Origin of the sequence: Xanthomonas prunicola, assembly GCF_025266575.1 — a bacterium.
Classification (GTDB): Bacteria; Pseudomonadota; Gammaproteobacteria; order Xanthomonadales; family Xanthomonadaceae; genus Xanthomonas; species Xanthomonas prunicola.
In genome coordinates this window covers 1,882,181-1,899,420 of sequence record NZ_CP096142.1, presented here as the reverse complement: position 1 = coordinate 1,899,420, position 17,240 = coordinate 1,882,181, and the positions used below count along the sequence as shown (strand labels likewise).

The window sequence follows — 17,240 nt, the reverse complement described above, 5'->3', positions numbered from 1 at the left end:
CCAGACCACGGTTAAACGGATGCTGTGCAGCGCGTGTGAGGGTCTTCCGGCGCTAGCGCGGGCATGCCCAGATAGCCGAACACGGCGCGGCCGATGCGCTGTTCCAGACCGGCGCGATCGTGCTCTCCACGGTCGCCGGCCGCATTGACCATGCCGCGGACGATGGCAATGACATCGTCGATCGCGGCGGCGCTATCGGCTTGTGGCGGGATATCTGCACGTTCCAGTAATTGGCCGACCAGTGCCGCCATCGCGACGATGAAGGGCGCCAGTTCCCGGGCAATCACTGGGCGCGTCTGCTCGAAGTCGAGCAGGCGCGCCAGCTCCGGTCGATGCAGTTGCTGATTGACCGCAGCGCCGATGAGCCGCAACAACGCGCCTCGACCATCCGGCGCCTGCCGCGCGTCTCCGGCGTCGGCCAGAAACGCATTGCGCTCCCGTTGGCACAACGCAACGATGAGCGCGTCCTTGCCGGGAAAATACTGATACAGCGAACCGATGCTGACCCCGGCTCGCTGCGCCACGCGATTGGTGGTCAGCCGCTCCGCTCCGTCGGTCTCCAGCAGACACGCCACCGCCTCCAGAAGGACGGCGACGGTGTATTCCGCTCGCGATTGCTGAGGAACCTTGCGCGGACGTACCGCCGATGGATGCTGTTTGGTCACGATTCCAGGCAGTTAGAAGCCGGTGCGGCCCCGCAGTCTAACGACATCGCCTGTCACACATGGGCGCTGGCCCACCTGCGTGGCAGGCGGCGTCTGTCACGCGCTGAGCCTGTGCGAATGCCCGGGCTGCGTGTCTGCGGCCTGCCTGGCGGCGGTGCGCTCGATCGACGACACGCGAACACGCGGCGTTGCGTCTTCCGATGCCAAGCGGAACACCGCTACGGCACGGGTCAGGTCCGCGGCTTGATCTTCCATGCTGCGCGCCGCTGCGGTGGCTTCTTCCACCAATGCGGCGTTTTGCTGGGTCATTTCGTCCAGCTGCATCACCGTGGTGCTGACCTGCTCGATGCCGGCGCTTTGCTCGGTGCTGGCGGCGGTGATCTCGGCCATGATGTCGGTCACGCGCTTCACCGAGCTGACCACATCGGTCATGGTGCTGCCGGCCTGTTGCACCAACTCCGAGCCTTGCGCCACTTTTTCCACCGAATCGGAAATCAGTTGTTTGATCTCCTTGGCGGCACCGGCCGAGCGCTGCGCCAGGGCGCGCACTTCGGTGGCAACCACGGCAAACCCACGGCCTTGTTCGCCTGCGCGCGCCGCTTCCACCGCTGCATTCAAGGCCAGGATATTGGTCTGGAAGGCGATGCCGTCGATCACTCCGATGATGTCGGAAATGCGCGCGGACGATTGCGTGATCGCCTGCATGGTGCTGACCACTTCCTGCACCACGCGACCGCCGCTTTCGGCCACTTCCCCGGTGCCCTTGACCAGTTGGTTCGCCTGCCGCGCGTTGTCGGCGTTCTGGCGCACGGTGGAGGTGAGTTCTTCCATCGAAGCGGCGGTTTCTTCCAGATTCGCCGCCTGATGTTCGGTACGCGTGGACAGGTCGGCATTGCCGCTGGCGATCTCGCCTGCCGCGGTGTTGATCATCTCGGCCGAGTGCTGGATACCCTGCACGATACTGGTCAATTGAATGGCGGTGCGGTTCGCCGCATCGGCCAGACGACCGAACGCCCCTTCGTAATGCGACGCCACGCGCTGCGACAGATCGCCATCGGCGATCGCGGCCATGATGCGGCCCACATCGTCCAACCCTGCGTCGGCCTGCTGCATCAGCCGGTTCAAGGCCTGCACCATTTCCGCAAACGCGAACTGATAGCGCGCCTGATCGCCACGTGCGGAGAAATCGCCGCGCGCGGCTGCATCGGCCAGACGTGCGATGTCGCTGTTGATTGCCGACAGATTGTCTTTGACCGTATCCAGCGCCTGATGCAGGGCTGCGCGCTGGCCAGGCAGGCGACGCATGTCGCGGCGTAGATCGCCACGGCCGTAGTCGCTCATCACATCCATGGCTTCGTTGATGGCATCCAGGTGTTCGAACACCACCGTGTTGACGCCGTGCGCCAGGGTGCCGTAATCGCCGGGGAAATCTTCCGGAATGCGGTGCGCGATGTTTTCGCCCTGCTGCAGGCGGATCATCGTCTGCATCTCGCCGTTGAAGCGCTGCAGCTGGTTTTGCATCTGCTGCATGCTGTGCATCAGCTGGCCGGTTTCATCGCGCGATTCCACCCGGATGTCGTTGTCGAAGCGGCCCGAGGCGATCGCCTCGGCAGTGCGCGAGGCGGCGCGTAGCGGCGCCGACATGGCCGAGGCGATCAACCAGCACAGACCGATCACCAGCGCCACCAGGGCGCCGCCAATCAACGTCAAGGTGCGGGTGAATCCCCACGCCTGCACTTGAATGTCTTCGGCGTACACGCCCATCACCAGCACCCAGTTCCAGGCCGGGAAGGTTTTGGCGTAGCTGATTTTCGGCAGCTGTTCCTTCTTGCCCGGCTTGGGCGCGTGGTAATAGCTGAAGCCGTCGCCGCTATCGATGGCGGTCTTGATGTCGCGATACACGTACTGCCCGGCATCGCTCTTGTAGTCGGTCATGTCGCTGCCGACCGGACGCTTTGGATGCATCAGGATGCGCATCTGCGGGTCGACGATGAAGAAGTAATCCACGCCATCGTTGGTACGCATATCGGCCAGCGTCGTGCGTGCGGCTTCCTTGGCTTGCTCCAGACTCAGCTCGCCGGCTTTGACCTTGTTGGCGTAGTGCTGCATCACGGTGAGGCCCATCTCCACCTCGGTCTTGACGCTGAGCTTGCGCGCCTCAACCAGGTCCAGATATTGCAGGCGCGCGGCGGCCATCGCCAGCAGGATCACGCCCACGGCCAACAGCGTGCACAACAGCACGAACTTACGGGTGAGTGGAAGATTGGCAACGTAACGACGCAACAGGGAAACAACCGGCATGAGAACGACATCCAAAACGCGCACAAGCGCCATGGTCTGGATAACGGCTGATAAACGCCGGTGTTGAATGCCATCTGCGGCAGCGTCTGCTTATCTGAGACATGCGTTGCGTAACGACGGCATGCCGACGTGAGTCCAAGAGCGCCATTGGTTGTCATGCGCGTGTTCGATCACAACGCATCGCATCCAATGGCGCTCCCGCGCTGTCGATGTTGTCCTTGCCACTGTCTAGGTTGTCCCAAGGACATCTGCCGTGTTCAATCCGCTCGCAACACAACACAATGATCAGCCGCACTGCACGAAGCACTCCATCGTGCAGTGCGGCCCGCAGACGTCTTCGATGCACTGGCGGCGCGCGCTGCATGCATGCCGCCAGTCGCTCAGCTTGCCGCGCAGAAGCCGAACTCAGCCGTTGCACCGGCAGCCAGGGTACGGTTGAAGTCCACGCCGCTGGACTGGAGCGTGCTGCCGCTCTGTGACCAGGTGACATTCCAGGCGTTGTTGACGGTGCCGGTGACCGTCAGCGAGATCGACCACGTGCCGCTGGCGGTGCCGGTGTTGGTGACTTGCACGCGATTACAGTAGCCACCGTTCCACGTGCTGTCCGGGATCACCTTCGTGCTGAAGCCAGTGCTCGGCGTCGGTGTTGGAGTCGGCGTGGGAGTTGGCGTTGGCGTCGGCGTGACGCGGCTTGCTGTGCCCCACAATGTCCGCAACAGGGTCATCTTGTCTTCCCGCACAGTGGTCCAGTCGTCGCGCAGGATGCCGCCGGTGTCGCCGCTGTTGGGGTTCCACGACCAGTAGAACGCTTCGTTGATGCCCTTGCTACGCAGGTACTTCACCAGCGCGTCCTGCCATACCTTGTCGCGCGCATCGCCTTGGCCGTACTTGCCGCCGAATTCGCCGAGCAGCAGCGCGTGATTGCCGGCGAACTGGCCGAAGTGACGGTCCCAGATGACGGGCATGTTGTTGGGGAAGTTGCTGTCGTTGAAGTACGGCTGCACAAACACATCAGGGCCGTATACATGCGGTGCCAGCAACAGGCGGTTGGCCGGAATGTTCAATCGGGTGCAGGCCAGCGGCTGCAGGCTGCCACCCCAGAAGATGCCGCCATTGGTCGAACAGACCGGGTTGTCGGTGATGCCTTCCACCGCAATGATCCACTTCGGCGCCACCGCAAGCACAGCGGCAGAACCGCGCTCGGCGGCCTTGTTCCAGTCGGTGGCGGCGTTGCCCGTGCCCCAGGTGGCGGCGCCGTGCGGCTCGTTCTTCAGATCCACGCCGATCACGCTCGGCACGTTCTTGTAGCGGTTGGCGACAAAGCGCAGATCGTCCAGCCATTGCGCTTCGGAATACGAACTGGTGTACCACAGCTCGGAAATCGCCGCGCAATCGGGCGTGTGGTGATCCAGCAGCACATACATGCCGCGTGCGTTGAATTCGTTGATCACCTTGTCGAGAATCTGCAGCGATGTCAGGCCCTGCAAGTCGGCGTTGCGGCTGTAGTCGATGCTTGTGGGCATGGTGTCGCTGCGCAGCGTGGCCGGGCAGAACGGCAGGCGCACCGCGTTGAAGCCCAGGCCCTGCATCTGGTTGATCATCTCCTTCCAGTTACGCGCCCACAGACCATGCATGACATGGTTGCCGGTTTCGAACCCAAACACGTTGACGCCCTTGAGCTGAACCACTTTGCCCTTGTCGTCGACGATCTTGTTCTTGCTGACCGAATAGCTGAAAGCCGGTGCAGCGGTTAGCGCTAACACAGTTGCCAATGCGAGCGTACTTGCAGCCCTGAAGATGGACATGATGGTCTCCCTGGATAACCGAGCTCGACAGCCGAGCGCGGTGAGGGGGGCATCTTGGTCTTCGGCTGCGCCGTGTGGCGTGACCGCTGCCACAGAAGAGCGCAGTGGCGCACCGATCACACCCAAGCTGCGGGCGAGGTCGCTTTCCCGCACACTAGGGTCGCTGCGTGCTGTCCGCAGGCTGTCCTTTCTGTTCCCGGAGTGTCCCAATGTCCTTATTGCGTGCCGAGTTGGCGCAATGGCGCGCCTCCCCCGCGCACGAACTACTGGCCGGTGCGGTGGCCACGTTTGCCCTGATTCCCGAAGTGATTGCATTCGCGTTCGTGGCCGGGGTGGATCCGCAGGTGGGCCTGTTCGCATCCTTCGTGATCGGCATCGTGATTGCGTTTTGCGGGGGACGGCCGGCAATGATTTCTGCTGCGGCCGGCTCGGTGGCGCTGGTGGCTGCACCGCTGGTGGCCGCGCACGGATTGCCATATCTGCTGGCCGCCGGCTTGCTCGCTGGCGTGGTGCAGATCCTGTTCGGGTTGTTGCGGCTGGGCGTGCTGATGCGCTTTGTCAGCAGTTCGGTGCGCACCGGTTTCGTCAATGCGCTGGCCGTGCTGATCTTCACGGCGCAATTGCCGCATCTGCGGGGCGCCAATCTGACTACCTGGGTCATGCTGGGCGCAGGCCTTGCCATCATCTACGGCCTGCCGCGTCTGCGCGTGCCGGGGCTGTCGGCAATTCCCTCGCCGCTGCTGTGCATTCTGCTGCTCAGCGTTGCCGGCACTGCGCTGCATCTGCCGCTGGAGACCGTGGCCGATCTGGGCAAGCTGCCCAACGCCCTACCGTTCCTGCAATGGCCGGCGGTGCCGTTGACGCTGGAAACGCTGCGCATCATTGCGATGCCGGCGCTGGCGATTGCAATGGTGGGCTTGCTCGAGTCGATGATGACCGCGCGCGTGGTCGATGAACTCACCGACACGCCCAGCAACAAGAACCGCGAATGCACCGGGCTAGGCATCGCCAACGCTGCGGCCAGTCTGTTCGGTGGTATTGCCGGCTGCGGCATGATCGGACAGACCGTGGGCAACGTGAAATATGGCGGCCGTGGCCGGCTATCCACATTGTTTGCCGGCGTATTCCTGTTGATCCTGATGGTGGCGCTCAAGCCGTGGGTGTCGCAGGTGCCGGTGGTCGCGCTGGTGGCGATCATGGTCATGGTGTCGGCAGAGACCTTCGACTGGCGCTCGTTGCGCACGGTAGTCACCAACCCGCGTACGTCCAGCGTGGTGATGGCGGCCACTGTGGCGGTGACGTTGTTCACCCGCAATCTGGCGGCAGGCGTGGCGGTAGGCGTGCTGCTGAGCGGAGTGTTCTTTACCTTCAAAGTGGCCGGGCTGCTGCAGATCACGCACGACGACAGCGCCGCAGGCGTGCGCACCTACACCGTGCGCGGACAGGTGTTCTTCGCCTCGGCCGATGTGTTCATCGATGCCTTCGATGCACGGCAGGTGCCCGGCCGCGCGGTGGTGCTCGATGTCAGCCGCGCCCACTTCTGGGACATCACCGCGGTGGCGGCACTGGACAAGGTGGTGCAGCGCCTGCGCCATCACGATCTGGATGTGCAGGTGAAAGGCTTGAATGCGGGCAGCAGGCGCCTGATGCAGCAGCATGCCCTGGGCGAGGACGCGTTGGAGTCTGCGTTGCCCTGAGCAGGGCCACACGGCTGGGCGCTATCCGCAGCCGTGCCGCGCACGCAGTGCCCCGGCTGTCAATGCGCTGAGCGCAGCTGCGAACGAATTCAAGTTCGGGTGGGCGATGCCGATGAGTCGGCATACTGATTGCCGGGCGTTGCCGTGAAGCCAGTGCGTTCCAGCCCGAGGTGTGTGTCTGCATGCCCTGCCCGGCGCTGCGGGCGCGTGTCTGTTCCCGGGGGAGCGCGCTCATGACCAACGCACCCTTGCTGGAACGGATGGTGGACCTGACCGCCATCCGTGATGCCGATCTGCTCGACCTCAGCCTGTTGCGTACCATGCGCGAGGTCTGCGCTACCGAAGAACTGTCGCTGCTGCGCATCGCCCCGGACGGCCGCAGCATGGCCGAAACGCGTCTACGCGACGACGGCCGGCTGTCGCTGACGGTGGCCGAGATCCACGATGCGCAGACGCGTGCGCAGCTGGCCGAGGTGCACGGGCCGGGCGATGTGGTGCAGCTGCAGGAAGATGGCCGCGCCTTGCTGGTCTACCCGATGATGGAAGCGCGCGGCATCCGCACCTGCCTGCGGGTGGGCGGTGCACGCATTCCCGGCAGTGCCGAGCAAGCGATGCTGCAGGGCTTTGCGCGCTTCTTCCAGAATTACCGTAGCCTGCTCGACGACGCCCAGCGCGACACGCTGACCGGCCTGCGCAACCGCAAAACCTTCGACGATGTGATCCTGCGGCAGTTTGCGGGTGGTGCCGAATCCGCAGCCGAGCAGGACGTGTGGCTGGGCATCGTCGACATCGATCACTTCAAGCGCGTCAACGACACCTTCGGGCATCTGTACGGCGACGAAGTACTGCTATTGGTTGCCCAGCTGATGCAACGTACGTTTCGCCAAGACGACCTGCTGTTCCGCTTCGGCGGCGAAGAGTTCGTGATCGTGTTGCGCGGGGTGGGCCGCGATACCGCGGTGAGTCTGTTTGAACGGTTCCGGCTGGCCGTGGCCGAGCACCTGTTCCCGCAGGTGGGGAAGGTCACGCTCAGTACGGGCATCGTCGAACTGACCCACGGCCGGCTGATCAGCGAAATGCTGGACGAAGCCGACAAGGCGCTGTACTGGGCCAAGCAACACGGCCGCAATCGCGCGGCGGTCTATGCCGAGCTGATTGCCGGCGGGCAGTTGCAGCAGGTGACGCAACCGGTGGGCAGCGTCGATCTGTTCTGAGCCGCCGCGCCGCGTTGAAACAGGCCAGCGGCCCATTGGCCATAGACAAACGCATCGACCTTCATCCGGTCACAGCGCAATGGCACTGCACGCATCGGCGCAGCTGCAGGTATCGGCCTGCACGCGATGCTGGCTACACTCCAGTGCTATCCATGCTGTGGGGTGTGCAATGAAGCGAGTTGCCGTAGGACTTCTGGCGATGGCGGTCTCGACCGCGCTGATGGCGGCAACGCCGAGTTTCGATGGCGCGCGCATCTCGCGCGACGTCAAGGAACTGGCCTCCGACGCCTATGAAGGCCGCGGCCCGGCCACTGCCGGCGAAGAAAAGACCATTGCCTACCTGAGCAAGCAGTTCGCCGAGGCCGGCCTGCAGCCGGGCGGCGATCTGAGCAGCGGCAAGCGTGCCTGGACCCAGGCCGTGCCATTGCGGCGCGCCGATATCGTCGGCACGCCGACGATTGCCGTGCAGAACGCCGGCAAGCCGCAAGCGCTGACCCAGGGCAAGGAAATCGCTATCCGCGCCGCACTGGATGGCTCATCCACGGTGGATATTGCCAACGCGCCGCTGGTGTTCGTCGGCTACGGCGTCAAGGCGCCGGAGCGCAACTGGGACGACTTCAAGGGTGTGGACTTGAAGGGCAAGATCGCCGTGGTGCTGATCAACGACCCGGATTTCGAAACCGGCAAGGGTGATTTCGACGGCGTCGGCATGACCTACTACGGCCGTTGGACCTACAAGTACGAAGAGGGCGCGCGCCAGGGCGCACTCGGCGTGTTGGTGGTGCACGACACCGCACCGGCCTCGTACGGCTGGGACACGGTGGCCAGCTCCAACACCAACACCATGTTCGATGTGGTGCGCGATAACCCGCGCAGCGCGCATCCCACGCTGGAAGGCTGGATCCAGCGCGATCTGGCCACCGAGCTGTTCACGCATGCCGGACTGGATTTCGAGACCTTGAAGAAGCGGGCGCAGACGCGCGGCTTCAAGCCGGTCGAACTCAAGAACCAGCGCTTGAGCGCCAGCTACCAAATCAAATCCGACGTGATCACTTCGCACAACGTCGTGGCGCGGCTGGAAGGTCGCAAGCGTCCCAACGAAACGCTGATCTACAGCGCGCACTGGGACCACATCGGCGTCGGCAAGCCGGATGCACGGGGCGACACCATCTTCAATGGTGCATTGGACAACGCCAGCGGTACCGCCGCGCTGCTGGAACTGGCACGCGCTTTCGCCAAGGGGCCAAAGCCCGAGCGCTCGGTGGTGTTCCTGGCCGTCACCGCCGAAGAGAAGGGCCTGCTAGGTTCGGAGTTCTACGCCTCCAAGCCGCTGTACCCGCTGGACACCACGGTGGCGGTGATCAACATGGACGGCATGAACCCGTTCGTGCCTGCGCGCGATTTCGGTATCTACGGCACCGCAAAACTCGAACTGCTCGATCAACTGAAGAGCGTCGCCGCGCAATCCAAGCTGCGCTACACGCCCGATCCCAAACCGCAGGCCGGCTATTTCTTCCGCTCCGATCATTTTTCCTTCGCCAAGCGCGGCGTGCCGGCGCTGTCGTATGCAGCCGGCCAGGATTGGGAAGTGGGCGGCGTGGCGGCAGGCAAGGCCGCGGCCGACGACTACACCGCCAAGCGCTATCACCAGCAAGGCGACGAATGGAAGCCGGATTGGACGTTCGCCGGCGCCGAACGCGACTTGGGCGTGTTGTATGCGCTAGGCCAGCAGCTGGCCGATTCGCGTCAGTGGCCGAACTGGAGCCAAGACTCGGAGTTCCGCGCCACCCGCGACGCCAGCGAGGCGGCACGCAAGTAACAACCGCTGACAACGCTGTTGCTCGGCGATCAGGCGCGCTGCGGTTGCTCGTGCGGCATGTCGTGGGTGTACATGCCGCTTTGAGTGTGCGTTGCCTGCCGGGTGCTTGTTCTCGTTGGCCATCGCCACCTGCACCTGTTCTGGTGCGGTGTCCTCGCTGCTCCCGCACAGATGCGTTCACGGCGAGTCTTGCAAGCGGCGAGGGAACGCGCATTCGAGCACCCAGGCTTTGCCCCAAGTCACCGAACGCATCCGCACAACGCAACGCCCCGGACTCCCGATTGTCGTTGGGCAAGCAACCAGCAATTGGCTGGCGCGTTGTCCCGCAAACGCCGGGTGCACTGCGCGCACGCACTGCCAGGCATTGGACCTAAGGGCTTGACCGTATCGAATGCCGCTGTACCGCCAACACTCCGTCACTGCAACCGATTGCACGTCTTGGCACACCAATTGCACTTCTCCCGTATGACAGGGTTGCCGGTGGCCCGTGACAGCGTCCACGTCACACTGCAATCTGTTGGGGTTGCGTTCGGTCGCTGCGTCGTAGTCTGCCGCGCGGTCCTCGTTGGGAGGGGCGAAGACCGCAAAGCGGCCTTCGTTCCTTTAACGGTCGATTCTTTAAGATGAGCCGCGGCGTGAGGTCGCAGCCAGGAGAACTTGTGCATCGGAGTGGTTTCAGAGCATCTTGGTCGCACACCGTCGGGCTCGCCCGCGTCACCGCGTGCCAGGCAACATTGCACTGCATGGCGGGGATGGACCTCCCGTTTCAGCCCGCACTGTCGCCCTCGCGCGACGGGCAGCCCTGATGGATGGCACCGTGACTCGTTCCCCGACACCCACTGCAATGCCCCCCGTTTCTGCGCTTGATGCCGGTCAGCCCACGCTGCCGCCGGAAGCGCCGTTGGCAATGCCCGAGCAGAACTTGCGCGAAGGTAGCCTGCAAGTGCGTCACCAGCGCACCTCGCCAGCCGGCATCGGCGTGCGGCGCTTCTATCTGATCGGCGGCACCTTCGCCACCACTGCCGTTGCGGTGTGGGTGATGCTCAGCGTGCTGTGGCCTGACGGCATCAGTGTGCTGGAAGGCTGCCTGCTTGGACTGTTCATCCTGCTGTTCGCCTGGATCGCCATGTCCTTCGCCAGCGCCGTGGCCGGCTTCGTCACCGTCGTGGCCCGAGCCGGGCGCAAGCTCGGCATCGACCCGGACGAATCGCTGCCCGCGCTGCGCTCACGCACCGCGCTGTTGATGCCAACGTATAACGAAGATCCGCGCCGGTTGCTGGCCGGCCTGCAGGCGATCTACGAATCGGTGGCCGAAACCGGGCAGCTGGAGCACTTCGACTTCTTCGTCCTCAGCGACACCACCCGCGAGCACATCGGCCGCGCCGAGGAACTGGTGTACAGCGAACTTTGCGACCGCGTTGGCGGGCATGGCCGCATCTTCTACCGCCGTCGCGCCGACAACGCCGCACGCAAGGCCGGCAACGTGGCCGACTGGGTGCGCCGCTTCGGCGGCAGCTATCCGCAGATGCTGATCCTGGACGCCGACAGCGTGATGACCGGCGACACCATCGTGCGGCTGGTCGCGGGCATGGAAAACAACCCGGACGTGGGTCTGATCCAGACCCTGCCGGCGGTGGTCAACGGGCAGACGCTGTTCGCCCGCATGCAGCAGTTCGGCGGCCGCGTGTATGGCCCGATCATCGCCTTCGGCGTGGCCTGGTGGCATGGCGCCGAGAGCAATTACTGGGGCCATAACGCGATCATCCGCACCCAGGCTTTCGCCGATCATGCCGGCTTGCCGTCGCTGCGCGGGCGCAAGCCGTTCGGCGGCCACGTGCTCAGCCACGACTTTGTCGAAGCGGCACTGATGCGGCGGGGCGGCTGGGCCATGCACATGGTGCCGTACCTGCAGGGCAGCTACGAAGAGGGCCCGCCCACACTGACCGACCTGCTGATCCGCGACCGCCGCTGGTGCCAGGGCAACCTGCAGCACGCCAAGGTGGTCAGCGCCAAGGGCCTGCACTGGATCAGCCGCATGCACATGCTGATCGGCATCGGCCATTACTTCACCGCGCCGATGTGGGGCCTGCTGATGCTGATCGGCATCGGCATTCCGCTGGCCGGCGGCGGCATCGATCTGGCCGGCGACCTGCCGTTCTCGCCCGCCCGTTACTGGCATGGCAGCAGCCAGGGCAATGCGATCTGGATCTTCGTCTGCACCATGTTCGTGCTGCTGGCGCCCAAGCTGCTGGGCTACATCGCGCTGCTGCTCAACCCGCGCGAACTGCGTGCCTGCGGCGGCGCCATTCGCGCGCTGCTGAGCATCCTGCTGGAAACCGTGCTGGCCGCGTTGATGGCGCCGGTGGTGATGTACCTGCAGTCGCGTGGCGTGTTCGAAGTGCTGGCCGGCAAGGATTCGGGCTGGGACGCGCAGGTGCGCGACGACGGCAAGCTGTCGTGGCCGGCGCTGTTGCGCAGCTACGGCGGGCTGACCGTGTTCGGCCTGTTCATGGGCGCGGTGGCCTACACCGTCTCGCCGTCGCTGGCGGCCTGGATGGCGCCGGTGATCGTGGGCATGGCGCTGTCGATTCCGGTGGTGGCGCTGACCTCGCTGCGTCGCAGCGGTCTGGCCCTGCGCCGTGCGGGCATCTTCTGCATCCCCGAAGAGCTCGATCCGCCCAAGGTGCTGGTGCGCGCATCCGAGCTGCGCCGCGCCGCCGCGCTGGAACCGTCGCTGATCTGAGTCCGCACCGGTGCTGGTCATGCTGATCCAGCGCCGGTGGGACGTTGTGGAGTGGCTGCCCGTTGCGGCTACATGCGCGCATCGCCGTCTGCGTGCGGGTGATCTGGCCCGCCCGTCGCACAAGGCATAATGCCCAGCCCGCAAGCGGAGCTGGATGATGCTGGAAGTGATCGAACGCGAGACCGGACCGAACCCGCAATGGAGCGTGCTGTGGCTGCACGGCCTGGGCGCCGATGGCAGCGACTTCGCTCCGATGGTGCCCGAGCTGGTGCGCCCGGACTGGCCGGCGCTGCGCTTTGTCTTCCCGCATGCGCCGATCCGCCCGATTACCATCAATAACGGCGTGCGCATGCGCGGCTGGTACGACATCGTCGGCATGGACTTCGCCAGCCGTGCCGACAAGGCCGGCATTGCCGAATCGGTGGCCCAGGTCGAGGCCTTGATCGCCCATGAGCAGTCGCGCGGCATCGCGCCCGAACGCATGCTGCTGGCCGGCTTCTCGCAAGGCGGCGCCGTGACGTTGGCGGTGGGCCTGCAGCGCAGCGTGCCGCTGGCCGGGTTGATCGCGCTGTCGACCTATCTGCCGGATCCCACCGCGGCCGCCACCCAGCTGCAGTCGGCCGCAACCCGCCAGCCACTGTTTATGGCGCATGGCACGGCCGATCCGGTGGTGCCGTTCGCGGCCGGCCAGGCCAGCATGCAGACCTTGCGCACGCTCGGCTTCGCCCTGGACTGGCACACCTATCCGATGGGCCACCAGGTCTGCCTGGAAGAGATCGAGGCCTTGCGCGACTGGATGCAGGCGCGCTTCACCGCCGCCTGATCCCATGGCCCAGCCCGCGCCGCAGATCGCCTGGATGCCGGACCTGTGCCGGCTGCCACGGTTGGGCGCGATGCTGGGGCTGGCCGAACTGGTGGTGCTGGTGGTAACCCTGGTGCCCGATGCCGGTGCCGCCCGCAGCATCACCCTGTCGCGCTTCGTCTCGGCCAGCGGCCTGGCGCTCTGGCTGGCGCTGGCAGTCACCGTGTTGTTGTGTGCACTGCGGCCTTCGCTGTCGCGACTGCCGGCCAGGCTGGGTGGGCTGGCCGCGCTGCTGATCGCCGCGCTGGTGGCGATGCTGGGCGCCGGCATCGTGTACGGGCTGTACGCCGTCCTGGGCCAGGCCCCGCTTGGTCCGTTGGTCGGTTTCTGGCGCTTCACCCTGGGCAGCGCCGCCACGGTGGTGCTGATCACCGCGCTGGCGCTGCGCTATTTCTACGTCAGCGACCGCTGGGAAGCGCAAGTGCAGGCCAACGCGCGTGCCGAAGCCGACGCCTTGCAGGCACGCATCCGCCCGCACTTCCTGTTCAACAGCATGAACCTGATCGCCAGCCTGCTGCGGCGCGACCCGGTGGTGGCCGAGCAGGCGGTGCTGGATCTGTCGGATCTGTTTCGCGCCGCGCTCGGCGCCGGCGAAGGCGTGTCCACCCTGCGTGCCGAGTGCGAGCTGGCCGAGCGCTATCTGGCCATCGAGTCCCTGCGCCTGGGTGAGCGCCTGCAGGTGCGCTGGCACCGCCAGGAACCGCTGCCATGGGAGCTGCCGATGCCGCGCCTGGTGCTGCAGCCACTGGTCGAAAACGCGGTGTTGCACGGGGTCTCGCGCATGCCCGAGGGCGGCACGCTGTACCTGTCGCTGCGCCAGCGCGGCAGCCAGTTGCAGATCCGCATCGTCAACCCCGCTCCGCAACCGGGAACCCAGTTGCCGCTGCTCGCCGGCGCCGGGCATGCGCAGGCCAGCATCTCGCACCGGCTGGCGTTTCAGTTCGGTGCCGGGGCACGGATGGCGGCCAGCTGGGCTGAAGGCTACTATGCCTGCGAGATCACATTGCCGCTGCCGTGAGGGGAAAGTCACTGCAGCGAGGGGGATGTCCATGACGGCCACGCAAGTGCGGGTGCTGATCGCCGATGACGAGCCACTGGCGCGCGAGCGCCTGCGCATGCTGCTGGGCGAGCATCCGCAGGTCGAGGTGATCGGCGAGGCCGAAAACGGCCAGCAGGTCCTGCAGCAGTGCGAGCAGCTGCATCCGGACCTGGTGTTGCTGGACATCGCCATGCCCGGCGTCGACGGCCTGGAAACCGCGCGGCTGCTGCGCCAGAGCCAGCCGCCGCCGGCGGTGGTGTTCTGCACCGCCTACGACCAGCATGCCCTGTCGGCGTTCGACGCCGCTGCGCTGGATTACCTGATGAAACCGGTACGCCCGGAACGTTTGGCCGCGGCCCTGGAAAAGGTCGCCACGTTTTTGGCCGGGCGCGTGCCCGGCGTCGCGCCGCGTCCGTTGCGCACCCACCTGTGCGCGCGTCTACGTGGCAGCCTGCGGCTGATCGCCATCGGCGACATCCGCTACCTGCAGGCCGAAGAGAAGTACGTCATCGTCCACCACGCCCGTGGCGAAGACCTGATCGAAGAGTCGCTGAAATCGTTGGAAGACGAATTCGCCGACCGCCTGGTGCGTATCCATCGCAATTGCCTGGTAGCGCGCGACGAACTGGTGGAATTGCGTCGTAGCGGCGATGGTCAGGTGCACGCGGTACTGCGCAACGTGCCGCAAACCCTGGAAGTGAGCCGTCGTTGCGTGGCCAGCCTGCGCGATCAATTGCGTCAACTGTGAGTTCTGCGCCGGCTCCGCGATAATGCCGGCATGACCACGCTCCGTATCGCCACCCGCAAAAGCCCGCTCGCCCTTTGGCAGAGCGAACACGTCGCCGCCGCGTTGCGTCAGCACCACCCCGGATTGGAGGTCGTGCTGGTGCCGATGAGCACCCGTGGCGACGAAGTGCTGGACCGCTCGCTCGCCGCGATCGGTGGCAAGGGTCTGTTCCTGAAGGAGCTGGAGCTGGCGATGTTGCGCGGCGAAGCCGATTGCGCCGTGCATTCGCTCAAGGATGTACCGATGGAACTGGACGCCCCGTTCGTGCTGCCGGCGATCCTGGAGCGTGGCGACCCGGCCGATGCGCTGGTGTCCAATCTCTACGCCAGCCTGCAGGCGCTGCCGCTGGGCGCACGCGTGGGCACGTCTTCGTTGCGTCGCCAGGCGCAGTTGCGCGCTGCGCGCCCGGACCTGGAGTTGATCGACCTGCGCGGCAACGTCAACACGCGGCTGGCGAAGCTCGACAACGGTGGCTACGACGCCATCGTGCTGGCCTGTGCTGGCCTGCAGCGGCTCGGGTTGGACGCACGCATCAGCGCGCGGCTGGATGCGCCGGAATGGTTGCCGGCGCCTGCGCAAGGCGCGGTAGCGGTGGAATGCCGTGGCGACGATGCGCGCATCCACAGATGGCTGGCGGTGCTGGATGCTCGCCGCACGCGCGCCTGCGTGGAAGCCGAGCGGGCCATGAATCGCGCGCTGCACGGCAGCTGTCATGTGCCGGTGGCCGCTTTCGCGCGCTGGGAAGGCGGGGGTTTGTTCCTGCAGGGCATGGTCGGCAGCGCCAGCGACGGCCGCTTGATCCATGCCGGCGCGCACGGCAGCGCCGAAGCTACCGAAGACCTGGGCCGCCGCGTTGCGCAAGGCCTGTTCGACAAGGGCGCCGCGCAGCTGCTGGCCGAGCTGTGACGCGACTGCGGCGCTCACGCGTCGCGACTTGATCCATACCGCCAGCGGCATCTGACGTCACTGCACCGACGCGGTCGCCACTGAGCAAACCCAACGCCGCATCGCGGCGATGCGGCCTACCCGCAGCACGCACTCCTGGTAGGAGCGGCCTTGGCCGCGAGAAGCGTTACCGGGAGGCCATCGCCAGCACAACCACCGCGGGCTTCACGGGGAAAGCCCGCGCGGCCCAAGCCGCTCCTACAGAGCGCCAATCGCTTACTTGAACGTGTAAACCAGATTGACCGTCGTCAGCGTATCGGTCTTCTTGTCGCCGTCGCTGACCTCGCTGTTGTGGCGCATCTGCCACGCAGCCTTGAGCGCAAAATGCGAGTTCATGCTGACCTGCACGCCGAAATCGTTCTGCGCGTAGGTGTTGTATTCGCCCGATTCCACCAGCAGCGTGTTGATCACATCGGTGTTGTCGGTGACGGTGTACTTCAGGTCGAACAGGCCGCGGCCGATCAGGCCGGTTTCGTTGCGGTCTTCGTTGCTGTTGTGCGCGCGGCGCACACCCGGGCCCACCTGCGCGTCCAGATAGAACCGGTCGGCGTCGATCAGGCGCGTGCCGTAGCCGATACCGAAGGTGGCCAGGCGGTCGTAGGTGGCGAAGTCGTCATGCTCGTAGCGGCCGGTGGCAGTCAGCTGGCGGTGTTCGCCCAGCTGCAGTGCGCTGCCGACGCTGCCGGTGTAACGCTCGGCAGTGGTCTGGCGTTCGCGCGTGGTGCTGCCGTCCTCGTTGGTGTTGGTGTATTCCGAGCTCGAACGCAGCGCGGTGGCATCCAGGCTGTGGATCCAATCGCCGTCGGTGTAGCGCAGGCGCACACGGCCGTTGAGGCTGTCGGTGGTGCTGTTGCCGTGGGCAGCGGCATAGCCCAGCTCGCCGCTGCTGCCGCTCCAGGGCGAGGGCACCAGCGCAGCGGCAGGGTCGACCGGCGTCGGCGCGACCGCGATCGACTGGGCCCACACAGCGGGCGTGATCAACAACAGTGGCAACAGGGCAGGCAACGGGGCACGGCGGGACATTGGCAGCTCGCTTTGGAGGGCAGGGGATGGGTGAAAGCGATTTCATGATAACGGACTGTGCGGTGCCGTTATTGCCAAGTGAACGTGCCGCTTCATTGAGGGTTCGGGCGCAGGACACCGCGCTGCCGGGCCGATCTGCCAGGTCGTGTGCAAATGGCGACAGCAAGGGGAACTGTGGCTGGCGGCATGGCCGGGGGCGGTCGCTCGTAGCTGATATGACCAAGTATGGTTCGGGCGAGGCGCTAGGCTCTAGGCGTGGGCCGGAGCGACCTGCGTATCGGCGCTTGCGATGGCAATCGGCACCTGGCGGCGTCAGAGGTAACCCGAGCCCGGTACATGG

At 65.5% G+C, this 17,240-nt stretch carries 12 protein-coding genes; 8 read left to right on the top strand and 4 right to left on the bottom strand.

The genetic code is table 11. From position 1 onward, the window contains the following. Nucleotides 1-11 precede the first annotated feature (11 nt). The 3 genes from M0D43_RS08130 to M0D43_RS08120 form a co-directional block, all read right to left on the bottom strand. Nucleotides 12-665 carry a TetR/AcrR family transcriptional regulator gene (locus M0D43_RS08130; protein WP_252164241.1) on the bottom strand — a complete coding sequence of 218 codons (654 nt, stop codon included), beginning with the start codon at nucleotides 663-665 and terminating at the stop codon, nucleotides 12-14. Nucleotides 666-761: 96 nt separating this feature from the next. Then, complete coding sequence (locus M0D43_RS08125) at nucleotides 762-2,948, bottom strand: methyl-accepting chemotaxis protein (RefSeq protein ID WP_260808246.1); 2,187 nt, start codon at nucleotides 2,946-2,948, stop codon at nucleotides 762-764. A gap of 398 nt (nucleotides 2,949-3,346) precedes the next feature. After that, complete coding sequence (locus M0D43_RS08120) at nucleotides 3,347-4,771, bottom strand: cellulase family glycosylhydrolase (RefSeq protein WP_260808096.1); 1,425 nt, start codon at nucleotides 4,769-4,771, stop codon at nucleotides 3,347-3,349. Nucleotides 4,772-4,980: 209 nt separating this feature from the next. Between M0D43_RS08120 and M0D43_RS08115 the strand changes: the two genes are divergently transcribed. The 8 genes from M0D43_RS08115 to hemC all read left to right on the top strand — a co-directional run bounded on the left by M0D43_RS08115 (nucleotide 4,981) and on the right by hemC (nucleotide 15,838). Beyond that, complete coding sequence (locus M0D43_RS08115; protein WP_260808095.1) at nucleotides 4,981-6,468, top strand: SulP family inorganic anion transporter; 1,488 nt, start codon at nucleotides 4,981-4,983, stop codon at nucleotides 6,466-6,468. A 233-nt stretch (nucleotides 6,469-6,701) separates the two neighbouring features. Beyond that, entirely contained in the window at nucleotides 6,702-7,682 is a 981-nt protein-coding gene (locus M0D43_RS08110; RefSeq protein WP_252164238.1) for a GGDEF domain-containing protein, read from the top strand. Nucleotides 7,683-7,851: 169 nt separating this feature from the next. Continuing rightward, nucleotides 7,852-9,501, top strand: coding sequence for a M28 family metallopeptidase (locus tag M0D43_RS08105; protein WP_260808094.1), 1,650 nt, complete (start codon nucleotides 7,852-7,854; stop codon nucleotides 9,499-9,501). 805 nt (nucleotides 9,502-10,306) lie between these two features. Then, nucleotides 10,307-12,244, top strand: a complete 1,938-nt coding sequence (gene mdoH, locus M0D43_RS08100; RefSeq protein ID WP_260808093.1) for a glucans biosynthesis glucosyltransferase MdoH — start codon at nucleotides 10,307-10,309, stop codon at nucleotides 12,242-12,244. Between the two features lie 154 nt (nucleotides 12,245-12,398). Then, nucleotides 12,399-13,067, top strand: a complete 669-nt coding sequence (locus tag M0D43_RS08095) for an alpha/beta hydrolase (protein WP_252164235.1) — start codon at nucleotides 12,399-12,401, stop codon at nucleotides 13,065-13,067. A 4-nt stretch (nucleotides 13,068-13,071) separates the two neighbouring features. Further along, a complete protein-coding gene (locus M0D43_RS08090) occupies nucleotides 13,072-14,124 on the top strand; it encodes a sensor histidine kinase (RefSeq protein ID WP_252164234.1) in 1,053 nt (350 codons plus the stop codon). A gap of 31 nt (nucleotides 14,125-14,155) precedes the next feature. After that, nucleotides 14,156-14,893 carry a LytR/AlgR family response regulator transcription factor gene (locus M0D43_RS08085; protein ID WP_162300984.1) on the top strand — a complete coding sequence of 246 codons (738 nt, stop codon included), beginning with the start codon at nucleotides 14,156-14,158 and terminating at the stop codon, nucleotides 14,891-14,893. Between the two features lie 30 nt (nucleotides 14,894-14,923). Next, the gene (hemC, locus tag M0D43_RS08080; protein WP_260808092.1) at nucleotides 14,924-15,838 is read left to right on the top strand and encodes a hydroxymethylbilane synthase; all 915 of its coding nucleotides are present in this window, start codon (nucleotides 14,924-14,926) and stop codon (nucleotides 15,836-15,838) included. A 255-nt stretch (nucleotides 15,839-16,093) separates the two neighbouring features. Here hemC and M0D43_RS08075 read toward each other — a convergent pair whose 3' ends face one another. Further along, a complete protein-coding gene (locus M0D43_RS08075; protein ID WP_252164233.1) occupies nucleotides 16,094-16,900 on the bottom strand; it encodes a DUF481 domain-containing protein in 807 nt (268 codons plus the stop codon). Nucleotides 16,901-17,240 lie beyond the last annotated feature (340 nt).